Consider the following 16505-nt stretch of genomic DNA (forward strand, 5'->3'; position numbering starts at 1 on the left):
CCGAGGGTGAGTCTGGTCTGTCGAAGCGCTTCAACACTAGGCTGGGCGCATACCCGTTCTGCGGGATGGTTGGTGGGGTGGATTCGCGAGGATCACTGCACGGGGAGGTCGAGGGGGGCTGCCACATGGCTCGGATCGAGGACGTGGCCAAGCGGGCCGGAGTGTCGGCGAGCACGGTGTCGTACGTGCTCTCGGGTCGTCGTACCATCTCGGAACCGACCCGGCAGCGCGTGCACGAGGCGATCAACGCGCTCAACTACCGCCCCCATGCGGGGGCCCGGGCGCTGGCCTCCCAGCGCACCCATGTGATCGGGCTGATCGCACCCCTTCGTCCGGATGTCGACGTCAGCGTCATCATGCAGTTCGTGGCCGGGGTGGTCACCCGGTCGCGTTCCCACGGCCATGACGTGCTGATGCTCACCAATGACGATCCCGACGGTGTCGAGCGCGTGGCGGCGGGGCTGGTCGATGCCCTGATCGTGATGGACGTGGAGTCGTCGGACTGGCGTCTTCCCGCGATGAGCCGGATGGCCCAACCCTGCATCCTGATCGGGGTGCCGGATGACCCCCACGGTTTGTCGTGCATCGACTTCGACTTCGAGCAGGCCGGCCGGCTGGCCGTCCGCCATCTGGCTGCCACGGGTGCCCGGCGCCTGGCTCTGGTGGGATCGCCGTCCGCCGTTCTCGAGCGGCACACCAGCTATGCCGACCGGATGGTGCGGGGTGTGACCGACGAGGCCTCCGAGTTGGGCCTTGGGATGATCACCCGCAGCAGCGAGGCCTCGTTCGCGGCCGGCAGCGACCAGATGGCAGCACTGTTGGCAGAACACCCCGACCTCGACGGGGTGGTGGTGCACAACGAGGCAGCGACCGACGGGGTGCTCACCGCTCTCGCCCGGGCTGGCCGGAAGATTGGTGACGACACCCCCGTGGTGGTCGTGGGCCCCCGCGAGATGGTCGCTCGCCACGGTGTGGCGGTGGCCACCATCGACATCCCCGGACGACTGATCGGGTCGACCGCCGTCGACATGGCGATGGCAGCGCTCGGGTCGTCGGAGCACCCGGCCGAGGTGAGACTGATCGCACCCCGGCTCGAGTCCGACAGTTCCCAGCCCTGACGAGTCACCACGTCCCACGACGATCAGCCCTTCACGGCGCCGAAGATGACGCCCTTGGTGAAGTGCTTCTGCACGAAGGGGTAGACCACCAGGATCGGGATGATCGCCAGCACCACGACGGCCATCTTGATGGGAAGACCGGTGACCTGGCCCTCGCGCACGTCGATCTGGCCCGGGTCGGCACCCGGCAACGAGACCCCCTGCAACACGTAGGAGCGCAGCACCAGTTGCAGCGGCCACTTGGTGTTGTCGTTGATGTAGAGCATCGCGTTGAAGAAGGCGTTCCAGTAGCCGACCCCGTAGAACAGGGCGACCACCGCGATCACGGCGGCCGACAGCGGCAGCACGATCCTGGTGAGGATGCGCCACTCGCCCGCACCGTCGATCCGGGCAGCCTCGATGATCGCGGGCTCGATCGCCATGAAGAAGTTGCGCAGGATCAAGACGTTGAACGCCGACACACAGCCCGGCAGGATCAGCGACCAGAGGCTGTCCAGCAGTCCCAACTCGCTCACCAGCAGGTAGCTGGGGATCATGCCCGCCCCGAAGAACATGGTGATCAGGAAGACGAACAGCAAGGGACGATGACCGAAGGAGGTCGGCTTCGACAGCCCCCAGGCGGCCAGCACCGAGACCGTCGTCGAGATGGCCACGCCCACGACCGTGACGAAGACCGACACCAGGGCGGCACGGGTGACGATGCCCCCAGCCAGGATCTGCTTGTAGGCCGACAGGGTCAGACCTCGGGGCAGGGTGACCATGCCTCCCGACCGGGTGACGGAGTCGTTGGTCGAGAACGAGGTGACCAGGATCGACCACAACGGGAAGAGCACCGCCAGCGTGATCAACACCAGCACCAGCACCCTGAGGGTGGTGCCTAGGAAGGTCGGGGGCTCCTGGTAGACGGGCCGGTTGGGGTTGCGCCTCATGCGCCGGGGGGTCCCGGCACCTGCCTGGAGGGGGTTGGGCTGCAGGGTGATCGGCGCCTGGGCGGCGTCGAGGCCGGGAACGGCTGCTTGGGTACTCATGCTTTCTGGTACACCCCCGCCTCACCGACCATGTGGGCGATCTTGTTCGCACCGAGGACGAGCAACAGACTCACCACGCCTTTCATCAGGCCGGCAGCCGTGGCGAAGCCCCAGTCACCGGCGATCACGCCTTGGTAGTACACATAGGTGTCGATCACCTCGGAGACGTCGGTTCCCACGGCGGCCCGCTGCAGGATCAGCTGTTCGAAGCCGACGTTGAGGGCATCGCCCAGCCTCAGGATCAGCAGCAGCACCACCACCGAGCGCAGGGCCGGCAGCGTGACGTGCCACATGCGCCGCCACCCGTTGCCGCCGTCGATCGCGACCGCCTCGTAGAGCGCCGGGTCAACGGTCGACAGGGCGGCCAAGAAGATGATGATCCCCCACCCGGCGTCCTTCCAGATCGCCTGTGAGGTGATCAGCACCAGGAAGGTGTTGGGGTTGGTCATCAGGTCGAACGGCTGCATGCCATGGTCGATCAGCACCCGGTTCACCAGTCCGGCCCCGCCGAACATCTGCTGGAAGACGGTCACCACGATCACCCAACTGAAGAAGTGGGGCAGGTAGACCACCGACTGGATGAAGGTTCTCACCTTCACCGACAGCACGCTGTTCAGCAGCAGTGCCAACCCGACCGGCACGGGGAAGTAGAAGACCAACTGGAAGGCCGTGATCACCAGCGTGTTCTTCACCGCCAGGGCGAAGCTGGGGTTCTGGAAGACGCGGACGAAGTTGTCCCAGGCGACGAACGGGCTGTCGACGAAGCCCCGCACCGGGTTGTACTCCTGCCACGCGATGATGTTGCCCAGCATCGGCACGTAGGCGAACACGACCAGCAGGATCACCCCCGGCAGTGTCATCAGGATCAGCGGACGGTCCTTCCTGAGCCTCGTCCACACGCTGAGCTTGCGCACCGGCACGGGTGGCCGGGTCACCGTCGTCCCGCCAACGGGGCGCCGGCGGCGCGAGGCCGGCGAACCGGCCTCACGCTCACGGTCTGCAGTGACAGCGCTCACTTGGGCGTCGCCTCGTCCAGCACCTTCTTGTACATGGTGCGCAATTCCTCGCCCCCGGCCTTCTTCCAGGTCGCGATCGCCTTGTCGAGGTCGGCCATGGTCTTGCGGCCACGCACGATGTCCTTCTCGAGATCGGCGAAGGGTGCCCCGATCGAGGCCAGGCGGGTGGGCTCGGTGATGTTCATGCCGTAGAACAACGGCTCCTTGAAGAAGGTGGCCGTGGTGTTGACCCACTCGGAGTAGGCCTTGACATAGCCGGGGTACTGCACCTTGGCGACCGACGGTGCGGGTGAGGCCAGGAAGATGTAGGTGGGCTGGACCTCGGCGGCACCCAGGTCGGTGAGCTTGGGCATCCGGTTCTCGTCCAGGGTGTAGTGGGTGCCCTCGACGCCGTAGTTGACGAGGTTGTACTCCTCGGTGCCGAACGGAGCAGCCAGGAAGTCGGCGACCTTCAGGATCTCCTTGACCTTGGCCTCACCCAAGCCCTTCTTGATGGCCGAGAAGATGCCCATGGCGGGGCCCTTCCAGACCACGGGGTCACCCGAGCCGTTGCCGATCACCGGCATGGGCAACTGGCTGTAGTCAGGGTTCGAGGGCAGTTGCCGCTGCAGCGCCTCGGCCCAGCCACCGATGCCGTCGGAGAGCATCAGCGTCTTGCCCGACTCGAAGCGCTGCTTGGCGTCGCCACCGTTGCCCGCCACGGCATCGGGGTGCACGACCCCGGCCTTGAACAGCTTCGCGGTCCACTCCAGCGCCTGCCTGTACTCCTGGGTCTCGACCCGGTGCACGAGGTTGCCGGAGTCGTCCTTCTGCCACTTCGGCGGCACGTGGAAGAAGTTCACGGCCTGGTTCCACAGGTCGTCACAGCCGTAGCGGCCCGCCTTGGCGTCGGTGAGCTGCTTGGCGACCTCGATCACCTCATCAGGAGTGGTGGGCAGCTGGGTGACCCCGTACTTCTTGAACAGGTCGGCCCGGTAGAACAGCGGGTTCGGGATGCCGGCGTCGGGCATCGGGATGCCGACCAGGGTGCCGTTGTAGACGCAGTACCGCCACGAGTCGGTGGGCACCGAGGCGAGGTTCGGATAGTCCTTGACCTTGTCACCGGCGATGTAGGGGGACAGGTCCTCGAACAGGTCGGCCGCGGTGTCCGAGAACCGCGCCGGCAGGTTCCAGGTGGTGAGGCACAGCCAGTCGGGCAGGTCCTTCTTCGATGCCATCACCGTGGCCATCTTGTCGCCGTAGGTGTTGCCGTCGGAGATCGAGAACTTCAGCGTCGACCCGATGCGGGCGTTGAGCCCGTCGAAGTACTTGTTGCCGCTCGTGCGTGGGATGGCGCCCCACAGCGGGGTCATCACGGCGATGGTGCTGCCCGAACCCGGGGGCTTGTCGTAGGCCTTCACGAACGAGTCGGGGATCTTCTCGAAGCCGTTGGCCGGCGGCGGGTAGTCGGGCTTCGCGTACTGCTTGACGGCGTAGTCGGGGACGAGGGCGTTGGCCGCCTGCGAGGGGTCACCGGCAGGTGCACCCGCCCCTTGGGTACGGCAGCCAGCGAGCACGGTGGGGCCGACCACGGCGGCGGCGCCCAGACCGAGCGCACCCAGAAACCTTCGGCGGGACAGATCAATCGACATGAGCAGTGTCACTTCCTTGTGAGAGAGCCAGCTGAGGGGCCACCGGCATCGCGGCCGCCCACTGTCGAAGCGATTCGACAGGCTGACAGTAGACGACAGTCGGTCCAAAAGTGAAGCGCTTCGACACTTTTGTTTCTTCGACACCCAAAACATGGCGTGGACGTGCCCGGGCAGGCGAGGATGGGTCCTGTGACTGACCCCAGCCCCACCTTCGAGGCCATCGTCGACCGCCTGCTGGCAGAACTGACCGACGACGAACTCGTGACCCTGCTGCACCAGGACCAGCCCGCGATCCCCCGTCTGGGACTGGCCGGCTTCCACACCGGACAGGAGGCGGCCCACGGAGTTGCCTGGCGAGGGATCGCCACGGTGTTCCCCCAGCCCGTGGGTCTGGCCGCCAGCTTCGACCCGGAGCTGGTCACCGACATCGGCGCGGCCGTGGGCGTCGAACTGAGGGCCATGCACGTCCGCGACCCCGAGCAGAACTCGCTCAACGCGTGGGCTCCGGTGGTCAACCCCCTGCGCAACCCCTTGTGGGGCCGCAACGAGGAGGGCTGGTCCGAGGACCCCCACCTGACCGGTGCGATGGCGGCGGCCTACGCCTCAGGCATGCGCGGCCAGCATCCGACCCACTGGCGGGTCGTGCCGACGTTGAAGCACCTGCTCGCCTACAACAACGAGACCGATCGGTGCACCAGCTCGTCGTCCCTGTCACCGCGCGTGCTGCACGAGTACGACCTGCCCGCCTTCCAGCTGCCGTTGGCGGCCCGGGCCGTGGGGGCCGTGATGCCTGCCTACAACCTGGTCAACGGGCGGCCTTGCCACGTGCATGCCGAGCTGATGGACGAGGTGCGCCGGTTCGACCCCGAGGTGGTCACGGTCTCTGATGCCTGGGCACCCACCAACCTCAGTGGCGCCGAGCGCGCCTTCGACTCGCGGCCAGCCTCGCACGCCGCAGCTGTCAGGGCCGGCCTCGACTCCTTCACCGATGGCGACCGCAACCCGGCACCCATGGTCGACGCCCTGCGTACCGCCCTCGACGCCGGGCTGCTGGGTGTCGACCTGGTGCGGACGGCCGCCCGTCGGCTGCTGCTGCTCAGGGCGCGGACGGGTGAGTTCTCCCCCGACGACGACCCGTGGACCGGCATCGGCGCCGAGCAGGTCGACACCCCCGCACACCGCTCGCTCGCCCGCCGCGCGGCCGCCGGTCAGGTGGTGGTGCTCGAGAATCGGGGGGCGCTGCCCACGAATCCCTCGACCCCCGCGGCCGACGGGGGCCCACGCCGCCTGGCGGTGGTCGGTCCCCAGTCCGAGGTGGTCAAGCACGACTGGTACTCCGGCACCCCGCCCTACTCGGTCACCATCGCCGACGCCGCCCGGGAGGCGGGTTGGCTGGTCACCAGCGACGACGGCTCCGACCACGTCGCGTTCACCTCACTCGACCCCCGTTTCCCCGGCCAAGCCCTGACGCGCGACGAGGATGGGGCCCTCGTGCTGGCCGAACCACTGGGCGACCCAGCCGTGCACCGGGTGATCGGCTGGGGTGAGGACTCGGTCACGATCGCCGACCACGCCACCGGGCTGTTGTGGAGCGGCCAGGACAACGGCATGGTGATGATCGACTCGACCCGCCCAGGGGGATGGGTGGCCCGCGAGGAGTTCCGCGAACACCGCCACGACGACGGCAGCTGGTCACTGCAGCACGTCGGTTCGGGACGATGGCTGCGCCACGAGCACTTCGGTGGCCTGGTCAGTGCCACCGCCCCCACACTGGCCCAGGCCGACCGCTGGCACCGCCAGGTGGTCTCGTCGGGGGTCGACAGAGCCGCGCAGCTGGCCTCCGGACACGACGAGGTCTGGGTGGTGCTGGGCAATGACCCGCATCTGCAGGGGCGCGAGACGCAGGATCGTCCGGGCTTGTCACTGCCGGGTTCGCAGGTGGCGCTCTGGTCGGCCACCGCCAGCTCGTCCGGCCCCCGGGTGCTGGTCCTGGTCTCGAGCTACCCCTACGCGCTGGGCTCGATCGCCGAACAGGCCGACGCCGTCGTGTGGACCTCCCACGCCGGTCAGGAACTCGGCCATGGTGTGGTCGACGTGCTGACGGGCGCCGTGGGACCGAGGGCCCGCCTGGCCCAGACCTGGTGGGCCGACGAGGTCGACGCCGGTGGGCTGTTCGACTACGACGTGATCGGCTCCGGGCTGACCTACCAGTGGAGCCGGGCGACGCCCGAGTTCGCGTTCGGGCACGGACTGGGCTACTCCCGCACCGAGTTCTCGGACCTCGACCTGAAGAACCAGCGCGTCCGGGTGACCCAGCCGGGGGAACCGGCGCTGGGTCTGCCGCCGGACATCGAGCTGACCACCGCCACGGTGACGGTCACGAATGTGGGTGAGCGGGTCGTCGACGAACTCGTGCAGGTCTACGCCTCGGCGTTGGAACACCTGCTGTCGGCACCCCTGCGGGTGCTGGTCGCGCACCGATGGGTTCGGCTCCACCCCGGCGAATCGGTGCGCGTCAGCCTGCCGGTGTCGAGCCAGCGGCTGGCGACGTGGTCGGTGCGCAGCGGGTCGTGGCGCGTGGAACGGTCCCGGTGGCGCCTCTACGTGGGCCGCGACTGCCTCACCCCCGTGGTGTCGGCGGAGCTGGCCATCGAAGCCGACGACCCGCCACCGGTGACGTGGCCGTTGTTGGGCTGGACGGCGGATGACCACCAGGGCGTCGAGTTCGTGGCGGCACCGGCAGAGCGCGGCACGGCCGTCCGCGCGGTCGGCCCCGGGGTGGGCGGCATGTCCTGGCGTGAGGTCACCGTCAACGGCCCGGTACGACTCCACGTCGGACGAGGCCGAGGTCGAGCCCGGCTGTTCGTCAGCTTCGACGGCAGACGCGAGGTGCAGCTACCGACCGAGCCCGGGTGGCACACGATCGACCTGCCACTGCCCCCGGGATCGGGACCCCTCGAGGTCACGGTGGAGGGTTCGGCGATGCTGTGGAAGCTGGAGTCACTCGGCTGAGGCTGCCGGGATGACCGCCGAGCCCGGCAGCAGGGCCTCGATGATCTCGGGACGCCACCGACAGTTCTCGAGGCGGAAGGCCTCCAGAGCCTGGTCGAACAGCATCCGGGTCGTCTGCCGGTCTGGCACCGGGGCGCTGGGGCTGGTCTGGCTGGAGCTGGTCTGGCTGGTCACCGCGGAGAAGGTGGACACGATCTCGTCCCACCCCGGCGGGGCCGGAGCATCGGCGGGTGAGGTCTGGGTGGCGAGTTTCTTCCACGGCCAGAAGTTCCAGGAGATGCCCAGCTCGTCATAGCCGCCGAAGGCCTGCCGCAGCCACTCGGGGGTGTTCTCGCCTCCCTCGCCCATGTACAGCGGTAGGTCGAGCCTGGCTGCCGGCTGGCGGAACTTGTCGAGCCCGGCCAGGTCGGGCTCCTCCCAGTAGCGGTGGAACTGGAGGCAGGAGTTGTCGTCCCAGACCTCGTCGAAGATCGAGAAGTTCGTCGCCCAGTGCGAACCCTCGTACATCAGCAGGTGGTTCCGGTCGACGCTGCGAATGGCCGCCGTCAGGTCGCGGTAGAGGGAGACGAGGTCGCCGGCGTGCTGGTGCTGGAACTCGTCGCGGCACGGTTCGTTGAGCAGGTCATAACCCATCACGACGGGCTCGTCGGCGAAGCGGCGGGCGATCTCGGTCCACAACGCGATGCAACGGCTGCGGTGAGGCTCCTCGAACACCTCCGGGCGATCGTGCTCGGAGTCGTCGATGTTCGACCCCGTCTGACCGCCGGGGGCGCCGTGCAGGTCGAACAGCACCAGCAGTCCGTGGTGGCCGCACCAGGCAACGACCTGCTGCAGCCGCGTGAATCCTTCGTCGAGCCAGACTTCGGGATCGTCCAGTTGGCGCGATTCGTCCATGAACAACCGCCAGTTGAAGGGCACCCGCAGGTGGTCGAACCCTGCATCGGCGATCGCGGCGACGTCGGCCTCGGTGAAGAAGGCGTCACGGAAGCGGGGCCAGAACTCGCCCGCCCACCCCTCACCGGCCAGCGAGGCCAGCTCGGCCTCCATCAGCCGCGGTCTGGTCGCCCCCTCGAAGAAGCCCCACATGTAACCCTCGACCAGCAACCAGTTGCCGATCCCGACACCGCGGAAATGGCGGGGCCGACCGTCGGGGCCGAGCAACTGCTGGTGGTCACGACGCACGAACTGATGGGGAGTCATGACCCCATCCTCGCGGCTCCGCCGCGGAGTGTGCAGGTGGTGGACCTGAACGGCCGATCGCGTCCCGTTCGGGACGCGATCGGCCGTTCAGATGCACTGGCTGCAGCAACTCGCCGCTGACCCTGGAGGACAAGGAGGCCGAGCGACGATCACCCTGCACGAGCGGCACCCCTACACGAAGATCACTTGCGCGCCCTCGGAGATGACGATGAAGTCGGCTGCCGAGATCACTCCTTCGCAGGCCGGGTGGAGGTCGGCCTCGAGCATCTTGTACATGTCGAAGGTGAGCTTGCAGGCATACAGGTGGGCACCCGCAGCCGCGATCATGTCGAGGAACTCCGGTATCTCGGGGATGTCCTCGGCCTCCATCATCTTCTTCATGGTGCGGGTGGCGTAGGTCGTCATGCCGGGCAGCGATCCGAGCTGCTGAGGCAGCGAGAGGTGCTCGGCGCCCGGCCGCAGCCGCCCGAGCTCGGGCATGTGCATTGCCGTGTTCCCGGTCATGGTGTAGCGCAGCTTGTGGTTGAGCTTGGTGTTGAGGATGTCCAGGCCCCAGAAGGTGAAGAAGATGTGCACCTCGCAGCCCTCGCTGAGGGCGGCGTTGCCCATGATCAGCGCGGGGTAGGCCATGTCGAGGTTGCCCTTCGAGCAGATGAAGGCGATCTTGCGCGGACCGGCGTACGTGGGCACGCTGCCGACGACCCCTTCACCCGTAGCGGGGGCGGCAGCAGCACCACCGGGGCGAGGGCCGAAGTCGGGCATGATGAAGCCGTCGGGCACCCTCACGGCGGTGCGGGACCCGGTCGGGGCAGGTGCCTCAGTCGTGGCGTTCATGACAGTTCTCCTGGTTCACGGTTCTAGACGCAGCCGACGGGCTTGGGCAGCCCGGCCAGCCAGGCCATCTTCTTGGCGGGCTTGCCGGGGTAGAGGCGGTACAGCTCCTTGATGTCGAAGCCGCCCACGGTCTGCATCCGCCGGAGCGTGGGGGTGATGCCGCTGGTTGCCGAGTCCTCCCGCATGAACCGCAGCGGGGCCCAGTGGGCCTCGTCCAGTTCGACGCCGATGAGGGCGGCCAGGTCGAGGGCGAGGTCCTCGTCCCATTCGTCGCGACGGGTCAGGAACCCCTCGTCGTTGACCTGGAAGCTGCGGCCGTTCAGGGTGTTGGTGGGCACGTCATTCCTCCTCGTGCTTGCCGGCCATCGACATCAGCGTCGGGACGGGCAGTTTGTGCCCGGGCAGGAGCAGCCGCCAGTACATCTGCTCGAAGGCGAGCTTGCCCAGGTGGTTGAGCCGGGAGCGGCCCAACAGCTTCATCGGCCCCACGGCGGGCAGCGGATAGCTGCCGGTGAGGGGTTGGGTGTCGTAGTTGAAGTCGAGCAGCAGGGCCTGACCGCGGCCGGATTCGATGAAGCAGTTCGCGTGCCCGTCGAACGAGTGGGTCATCGGCTTGCCGTTGACGACCTCCAGGAAGTTGGGGACGAAGGTCTCGACGGAGAAGTGGGCCACCGACCCCGCCTTCGAGGTCGGGATGTTGCTGGCATCGCCCAGCACGAAGATGTTCTCGTGCGCGATCGAGCGCAGCGTCGCCTTGTCGACCGGGATGAAGCCGTTCTCGTCGCCCAGTCCGGAGTCGATGACGAACTGCTGCCCGGTGTTCAACGGGATCGTCACCAACAGGTCGAAGGGCAACTCCCGCCCGTCGTACGAGACGATCACCTGCCGCTCGTTGTCGATCCGCTCCAGGGCGAAGTCGGAGGCCAACCTGATGGACCGATCGGTCAGCAGGCTGCCGAGCTCGTGGGAGGCGACAGGCTTGGTGAACGCACCGTCGAGCGGGGTGACGTAGGTGATGTCGACCTTGTGCCTGATGCCCCGCTTGCGGAACCAGTCCTCGGCGAGGAAGACGAACTCGAGCGGTGCGACCGGGCACTTGATCGGCATGTCTGTCAGGTGGACGAGCAGCCTGCCGCCCGTGAACGCCTCGAGTGCCTCGTGCAGCCGGGTGGCTCCCTCGAGCGTGTAGAAGTCGAACACCTTGGTGTGCCACAGCTGTCCGTCGGCCATTCCCGGGGTGAGGTCGGGACGTGGTCGGGTACCGGAGGCCACCAGCAACCAGTCGTAGCCGAGCACCCGTCCGTTCTCGAGGTCGACCTCCGAATCGTCGGCCCGCACCCTGAGCACAGCACTCTCGATGAAGTCCACACCCGGCGGCAGGTAGCGCGTGCGTGGCTTGCGCACCCGGTCCGGCTGGTACATCCCGAACGGGATGAACAGGTAGCCGGGTTGGTAGTGGTGGTCATTGTCGCGGTCCACGACCGTGATGGACCACTCGTCGCCTGACAGCTCGCGCCGCAGGTGGTTCGCCAGCATGGTGCCAGCCGTCCCGGCACCCAGGATCAGAACCCGCTTCATGTCTTGACGATACCCCTGAGGGTATGCGACCACTAGCGTCGGATTCGGCATTCGGCTGTGAGAATCCTCATGTCGATCGGGCCACTGCCACGGCTCAGTTCGCTGCTCAGTCCCTCATGTCACGACCCGGCCCGAGGGCTCCCAGCCAGGGCAGGTCGTCGTCCACGCTGACCGTCTCGCCACGGTCAGCCGACTGCTCGATCGCCAGCGCGATGGCGTGGTCGTGGCAGGCCTGGGCCAGCGGATAGGGCGCGGGACCCTCGCCGCGAGCGTGGGCCCCAGCCGCAGCCAGCAGGTCGGCCACGGCGAGGTCATCGTCCGACAAATGACCTCCCTGCCACCGATTGCGCCAGAGCACCGAGCCGTCGAACGAGACGTGACGCAGGTCGAGCTGCTCAAGGTCAAGATCGGCACCCATCCGCTGGTACTCCAGTCTCGATGTGACCACCTCGCCGTCGACGAGGCGTGTGACCACGTCGTCACTGATCTCGCCGAGACTGCCACGCACCACGATCGGCCGCCCGCGCAGGCGGTTCCACCATTGGTTCTCGACGAAGTCGTAGAGGCCGACGCCCGCGCCGAAGTCGAGCATGGCAAGCGTGGTGCTGCGTGGCTCTGGCTGAAGGGGGCGCGCACCCTCGGGGCCCAACGGGTCGGCCAACGGTGCCCAGTGACGCAGGGCCGTCACACTGGGGCAGGCGTCCCCCGAGCCGAGCAGGCCCCGGATCATCGAGACGGCGTGGTACATGTGCGTGGACGAGACCTCAACCCCGGTGACCTGCCCGATGGCGCCGCTTCGGGCAATCGCCAGCCGTGCGGCGTGCCCCGGCATCAGCAGGTACTGCTCGGCAACCTGTACCCATGGCTCGTTGCCCACTGAGGCCCACAGGCCGCGCAGGCCATCGAGGTCGGGGGCGGGCGGTGTCTCGGCCAGCACGTGGTGCCCGAGCCCGAGGAGCTGCTCGATCATGGACGGCATGCTGGCCCAGTCGACGGCCGCCACGACGAACTCGCAGCCGAGATCGGCGAGGTCACCGACACCTGCCACGATGGGCACTCCCCAGCCGGTGAGCTGCTCGCGCTTCGCCGGGTTGCGTACCACCACCCCCACCGGCACCAGTCGGCCAGCGGATGCGGCGGCCACCCTCAACAGGAAGCGGGTGCGCCACCCCGATCCGACGATCCCGAACCGGGTCACGCCCATCAGGATCCCTGGCCTTCCTCGGAGGGCCCGATCTGCGTCGGGGTCGTCAGCACCCGATCATGCCCGACCACACGGACGGGTCCCTCGACCCGGAAACGAGCCTGCAGTGGCAGGTCGGTCGAGCTGGACCCGACCCACAGCGTGAACCATCCGGGCTCGACGATGCGCTCCATAGACACCCCGGTGAACGCCGTGCGATCGGCGTGGACGTGGAAGCTCACCCGCCTGCTCTCCCCCGCGGCCAGAGGCACGCGCGCGTAGCCGAGGAGCCTTCGCACGGGGCTGGTGACCTGGGCCACCTCGTCGCGCAGGTAGAGCTGCACGACGTGCGTGCCCGCCACCGGGCCGGGGTTGGTGACCCTGGCCGTGACCGTGAGGGTTCCGTCCGAGGCAATCACCTCACCCGACAGGTCCAACTGATCGAGCTCGAAGGTGGTGTACGACAGGCCGTGGCCGAACGGGAACATCGGCTCTGGCACCAGCCCGGTCGCCCCGTTGCCGGAGTGGCCCAGTGGCGGCAGCAGGTAGGTCCAGGGTTGGCCCCCGGCGACGGCGGGCACGCCGACCGGCAGGCGTCCCGACGGGTTCAGTCGTCCACTGAGCACCCCGGCCACCGCAGCCGCGCCCTCCTCCCCCGGGAAGAAGGCCTGGACGACCGCCGCGCAGCGCTCGGCCAACCCACCCAACGCGTAGGGCCTCCCACTGACGACGACCAGCACCACCTGGGTGCCGGTCTCGAGCACCCTTTCGACCAGGTCGTGCTGGACTCCCGGCAGCCTGAGATCGGTCACGTCGATGCCCTCGCCGGAGGTGCCGTGCCCGAACAGCCCTGCGATGTCACCGACGGTCACCACCGTCACCTCGCTCCGACCCGCCAGCTCGGCCGCCGCATCGAACCCCGAGGTGTCGTCCGACTCGATCAGGCACCCCCTCTCGTGCCCCACCACCTCGAACTCCCCGGCCAGGGCATCGAGAATGGAGGGAACCTCGATGCCCATGGGCAGGTCGGGATGGTGCTTCAGCACGTGGTTGGGGAAGGAATAGCAGCCCATCATGGTGAGCGGGTCGTGCGCCGACGGGCCGATCACCGCGATCGGACTGCGCGGAGGCAGTGGCAGTCGGCCCTGGTTGGTGAGGAGCACCACCGACTCCTCCGCGAGCTCGCGGGCGATGGCTCGGTTCTTGGGGCTGTCGAGGTCGATGCTGGCCACGTCGTCCAGCCGTGGCTGCCAGTCGGGCTCCAGCAGTCCCAGTTCCTCCTTCTGCTCCAGCACTCGACGCACCGCCGTGTCGAGCACCTCGACCGGGAACCTCCCGGAGGTGACGGCCTCCGCCAGCCCGCTGAAGGCGTGGGTCTGCGGGAGTTCGACGTCGAGCCCGGCCCTGAGGGCCATCATGGCCGCGTCAAGGGGGGTCTCGGCGACGTGGTGGGCCTGGTGCAGGAAGTTGACGGCGAAGTAGTCCGACACCACCGTGCCAGTGAACCCCCATTCCCCGCGCAGCAGGTCGGTGAGCAACCACCTGTCGGCCGCGCAGGGAACACCGTCGACATCGGTGTAGGAGTTCATCACCGAGCGCGCCCCACCGATGGTGAGCGCCATCTCGAAGGGGACGAGGACGACATCGCGCAGATGCCTGCGCCCGAGCCGGACGGGTCCGTGGTTCATGGCCGCCACCGAGGCCGAGTAGCCCGCGAAGTGCTTGAGGGTGGCCACGATGCCTGCCTGCTCGAGGCCGCGCACGTAGGCCGACCCGATCGTCCCCACCAGGTAGGGGTCCTCACCGATCGTCTCCTCCACCCTGCCCCAGCGGTAGTCGTGCACGACGTCGAGGACGGGTGACAGGGCTTGGTGCACGCCCACGGCAGCCATGTCGGAACCGATCGCCGCGGACATCCGCTCGACCAGGTCTGGGTCGAACGTCGCTCCCCACGCGAGGGCGGTGGGATACACCGTGGCCCCGAAGGCGGTGAAGCCGGTGAGGCACTCCTCGTGGGCAACCGCCGGGATGGCGAACCGCGAGGCTGCCACCACCGCCCGCTGCCGCTCCCTCATGGCGGCGATTCCCTCGTCGACCGAGAGGGGCACCGTGCCCCAAGTGCGGGTGAGTTGGCCGAGTCCGTTGACGATGGCGTCATCGAAGCCGGTGGCCGACCGGGCGAACTCGCCCGACATCGGCGCCACCTCGCCGCCGTCACCGGTCTGCAGCCAGACCGAGCCCAACTGGGCGACCTTCTCGTCGACCGTCATCAGGGCGAGCAGCTCGTCGGCCCGCGAGGTTTGTCGGGCTCGCGACGTCTCTTGGGCTCGTGGGGTCTCAGGGGGCAGTGACATGGGAGGTCCTTTCTCAGCCCTTGACGGCGCCGGTGAGCCCGCCGACGATGCGTCGTTCGAACAGGCTGAAGAAGATCGGGGAGGCAATCATGGGGTGGCAGCCACGACACCGAAGGGACTGATTGAGGCACCGCGCGCCGGACCACCTGCCCCCCTCCCGTCCATCATGCCCCCGTCCGGTGCACTTGCCCCCGGGGAGGCGTGGGGCAATTGCACACAACGGAGGCAACTGGCACGTAGTGGGGGCATCCAGGACTCCCGGGGGCGACTGGGGGGGTTGCCATCAGGCGCCCCCGGCGCCGACCGACGGCACCGAGATCCAGCTCGCGGGGTCGCGGAGCACGCCCTCGAGGGCAGCCAGGGCCGCCCCCGTCGCCGCGGGCGAACGGTCGATGACCAGCGGTTCGACCTGCGGCGGGTCGAAGGGGGAGGCCAGCACCCTCAGCTCCAGTTCCTGGGACAGCGTGGGCATCAACTGCGCCGACAGTTCCCCGAGGTGACCGCCCAGCACCACCACCGAGATGTCGAGCAGGTTCAGGGCACCCGAGAGCGCCAGCCCCAGGGCGTGTCCGGCCGCTTCGACGGCAGCGATCGCGGTTCGGTCCCCTGCCGCGAGACGAGCCAGCAGCTCCTCCCGGCTCTCGACCCCGGCTGCCGCATGGAGCGCCCGCTGACCCGCGACGGTCTCGAGGCAGCCTCGCGCCCCGCAGCCACAGGTGAGCCCGTCGGGGTCGACACAGATGTGGCCGACCTCGCCGGCCCAGCCGTGCCTGCCCGCCACCCATTCACTCCCCCGTACCAGGGCCGAACCGATGCCGACCTCACCCGAGACGTAGAGGAAGTCCGAGCGTTGGGAGGGACGCCCTGGCGCCAGCCTGGCCACGGTGAGGGCGGCGAAGTCGGCCTCGTTGCCGACGCGGACCGGGCGGTCGCCGCCGAAACTCGCCGACACGATCTGGGCGGCAGGAACCACCCCCCACCCGAGGTTCGGCGCGCGCAACAACTCACCCCGTTCGGTGTCGACCAGACCGGGGAGCGCCAGTCCCACTCCCGCCACCGCGGCCGTGGTCGAGGTGCCGGCGAGCAGGTCGCGGGCGAGTTCGCTCACCTCGGACAGCGTGCGGTGCGGGTCCGATCCGGTGTGGTCGGCCTGCACGACGTGTTCGGCGACGACGTCCCCGGCCAGGTCGATCAGCCGCACGGCACTGTGGCCGATGTTCACCTCCAGCCCCACGCCCACCCAGGTGCCCCGCGCGGGCACGATGGGTACCCCCGGACGACCACGGCCGCCGGTACCGGTCGGGGCCAGTTCGGCCACCAGCCCACCGGCGATGAGGTCGTCCACCAACCTCGACACCGTCGAACGGGTGAGACCGGTCCTGACCGCCACCTCGGCCCGGGACAGGGGCGATTCGGCGAACAGCGCGCGGACCACGGTGGCCAGGTTCAGTTCACGCAGCCTCGACTGGTGAGCCCCTTGGCCGGGGCTGGCGGGCTGGATCACGAGCGTGACGATACCCGAGCCCATCCGCCTTGACAGCGGACCTCGCG

12 protein-coding genes are annotated in these 16505 nt (G+C 68.4%); 2 read left to right on the forward strand and 10 right to left on the reverse strand.

Annotation, left to right across the window (positions count from 1 at the left end; all coding sequences use genetic code 11):
• Positions 1-125: 125 nt before the first annotated feature.
• Complete coding sequence (locus tag H507_RS0112685; RefSeq protein WP_022911073.1) at positions 126-1118, forward strand: LacI family DNA-binding transcriptional regulator; 993 nt, start codon at positions 126-128, stop codon at positions 1116-1118.
• A gap of 23 nt (positions 1119-1141) precedes the next feature.
• Here H507_RS0112685 and H507_RS0112690 read toward each other — a convergent pair whose 3' ends face one another.
• The 3 genes from H507_RS0112690 to H507_RS0112700 are packed head-to-tail and all read right to left on the reverse strand — an operon-like array spanning position 1142 to position 4793.
• Positions 1142-2146: a carbohydrate ABC transporter permease gene (locus H507_RS0112690; protein WP_022911074.1), complete on the reverse strand. Its 1005-nt coding sequence runs from the start codon at positions 2144-2146 to the stop codon at positions 1142-1144.
• Positions 2143-3162 carry an ABC transporter permease gene (locus tag H507_RS0112695; protein ID WP_245558929.1) on the reverse strand — a complete coding sequence of 340 codons (1020 nt, stop codon included), beginning with the start codon at positions 3160-3162 and terminating at the stop codon, positions 2143-2145. The genes H507_RS0112690 and H507_RS0112695 overlap by 4 nt, the downstream gene beginning before the upstream one ends.
• On the reverse strand, positions 3159-4793 hold the full coding sequence (locus H507_RS0112700) for an extracellular solute-binding protein (RefSeq protein ID WP_022911076.1): 1635 nt from the start codon (positions 4791-4793) through the stop codon (positions 3159-3161). The genes H507_RS0112695 and H507_RS0112700 overlap by 4 nt, the downstream gene beginning before the upstream one ends.
• Before the next feature lie 189 nt (positions 4794-4982).
• On the opposite strand from H507_RS0112700, the gene H507_RS16780 reads away from it, so the two are divergent.
• Positions 4983-7805, forward strand: a complete 2823-nt coding sequence (locus H507_RS16780; RefSeq protein WP_022911077.1) for a glycoside hydrolase family 3 N-terminal domain-containing protein — start codon at positions 4983-4985, stop codon at positions 7803-7805.
• Here H507_RS16780 and H507_RS16785 read toward each other — a convergent pair.
• The 7 genes from H507_RS16785 to H507_RS0112740 all read right to left on the reverse strand — a co-directional run bounded on the left by H507_RS16785 (position 7794) and on the right by H507_RS0112740 (position 16458).
• Positions 7794-9005, reverse strand: coding sequence for a glycoside hydrolase family 5 protein (locus H507_RS16785; protein ID WP_022911078.1), 1212 nt, complete (start codon positions 9003-9005; stop codon positions 7794-7796). The genes H507_RS16780 and H507_RS16785 overlap by 12 nt on opposite strands.
• Positions 9006-9176: 171 nt before the next feature.
• The gene (locus tag H507_RS0112715) at positions 9177-9839 is read right to left on the reverse strand and encodes a DsrE/DsrF/DrsH-like family protein (protein ID WP_022911079.1); all 663 of its coding nucleotides are present in this window, start codon (positions 9837-9839) and stop codon (positions 9177-9179) included.
• A 23-nt stretch (positions 9840-9862) separates the two neighbouring features.
• The gene (locus H507_RS0112720) at positions 9863-10177 is read right to left on the reverse strand and encodes a TusE/DsrC/DsvC family sulfur relay protein (protein ID WP_026378187.1); all 315 of its coding nucleotides are present in this window, start codon (positions 10175-10177) and stop codon (positions 9863-9865) included.
• Between the two features lies 1 nt (position 10178).
• Positions 10179-11417 (reverse strand): type III sulfide quinone reductase, selenoprotein subtype, encoded by a 1239-nt coding sequence (gene sqr, locus H507_RS0112725; RefSeq protein WP_026378188.1) that lies wholly within the window; start codon positions 11415-11417, stop codon positions 10179-10181.
• Between the two features lie 106 nt (positions 11418-11523).
• Positions 11524-12621, reverse strand: a complete 1098-nt coding sequence (locus H507_RS16790) for a Gfo/Idh/MocA family oxidoreductase (protein WP_022911080.1) — start codon at positions 12619-12621, stop codon at positions 11524-11526.
• Positions 12621-14954, reverse strand: a complete 2334-nt coding sequence (locus H507_RS16795; protein WP_022911081.1) for a glycoside hydrolase family 3 N-terminal domain-containing protein — start codon at positions 14952-14954, stop codon at positions 12621-12623. The genes H507_RS16790 and H507_RS16795 overlap by 1 nt, the downstream gene beginning before the upstream one ends.
• A gap of 283 nt (positions 14955-15237) precedes the next feature.
• Positions 15238-16458, reverse strand: a complete 1221-nt coding sequence (locus H507_RS0112740) for an ROK family transcriptional regulator (protein ID WP_211217348.1) — start codon at positions 16456-16458, stop codon at positions 15238-15240.
• Positions 16459-16505: the final 47 nt, after the last annotated feature.

Origin of the sequence: Aestuariimicrobium kwangyangense DSM 21549 (assembly GCF_000421525.1) — a bacterium.
Lineage (GTDB): Bacteria > Actinomycetota > Actinomycetes > Propionibacteriales > Propionibacteriaceae > Aestuariimicrobium > Aestuariimicrobium kwangyangense.

What these genes read in the sequence shown, in the direction of transcription:
- H507_RS16795 (WP_022911081.1), bottom strand. Translation starts at nt 14,954, where the DNA reads ATGTCACTGCCCCCTGAGACCCCACGAGCCCAAGAGACGTCGCGAGCC.
- H507_RS16790 (WP_022911080.1), bottom strand. Translation starts at nt 12,621, where the DNA reads ATGGGCGTGACCCGGTTCGGGATCGTCGGATCGGGGTGGCGCACCCGC.
- H507_RS0112690 (WP_022911074.1), bottom strand. Translation starts at nt 2,146, where the DNA reads ATGAGTACCCAAGCAGCCGTTCCCGGCCTCGACGCCGCCCAGGCGCCG.
- H507_RS0112685 (WP_022911073.1), top strand. Translation starts at nt 126, where the DNA reads ATGGCTCGGATCGAGGACGTGGCCAAGCGGGCCGGAGTGTCGGCGAGC.
- H507_RS0112700 (WP_022911076.1), bottom strand. Translation starts at nt 4,793, where the DNA reads ATGTCGATTGATCTGTCCCGCCGAAGGTTTCTGGGTGCGCTCGGTCTG.
- H507_RS16785 (WP_022911078.1), bottom strand. Translation starts at nt 9,005, where the DNA reads ATGACTCCCCATCAGTTCGTGCGTCGTGACCACCAGCAGTTGCTCGGC.
- H507_RS0112715 (WP_022911079.1), bottom strand. Translation starts at nt 9,839, where the DNA reads ATGAACGCCACGACTGAGGCACCTGCCCCGACCGGGTCCCGCACCGCC.
- sqr (WP_026378188.1), bottom strand. Translation starts at nt 11,417, where the DNA reads ATGAAGCGGGTTCTGATCCTGGGTGCCGGGACGGCTGGCACCATGCTG.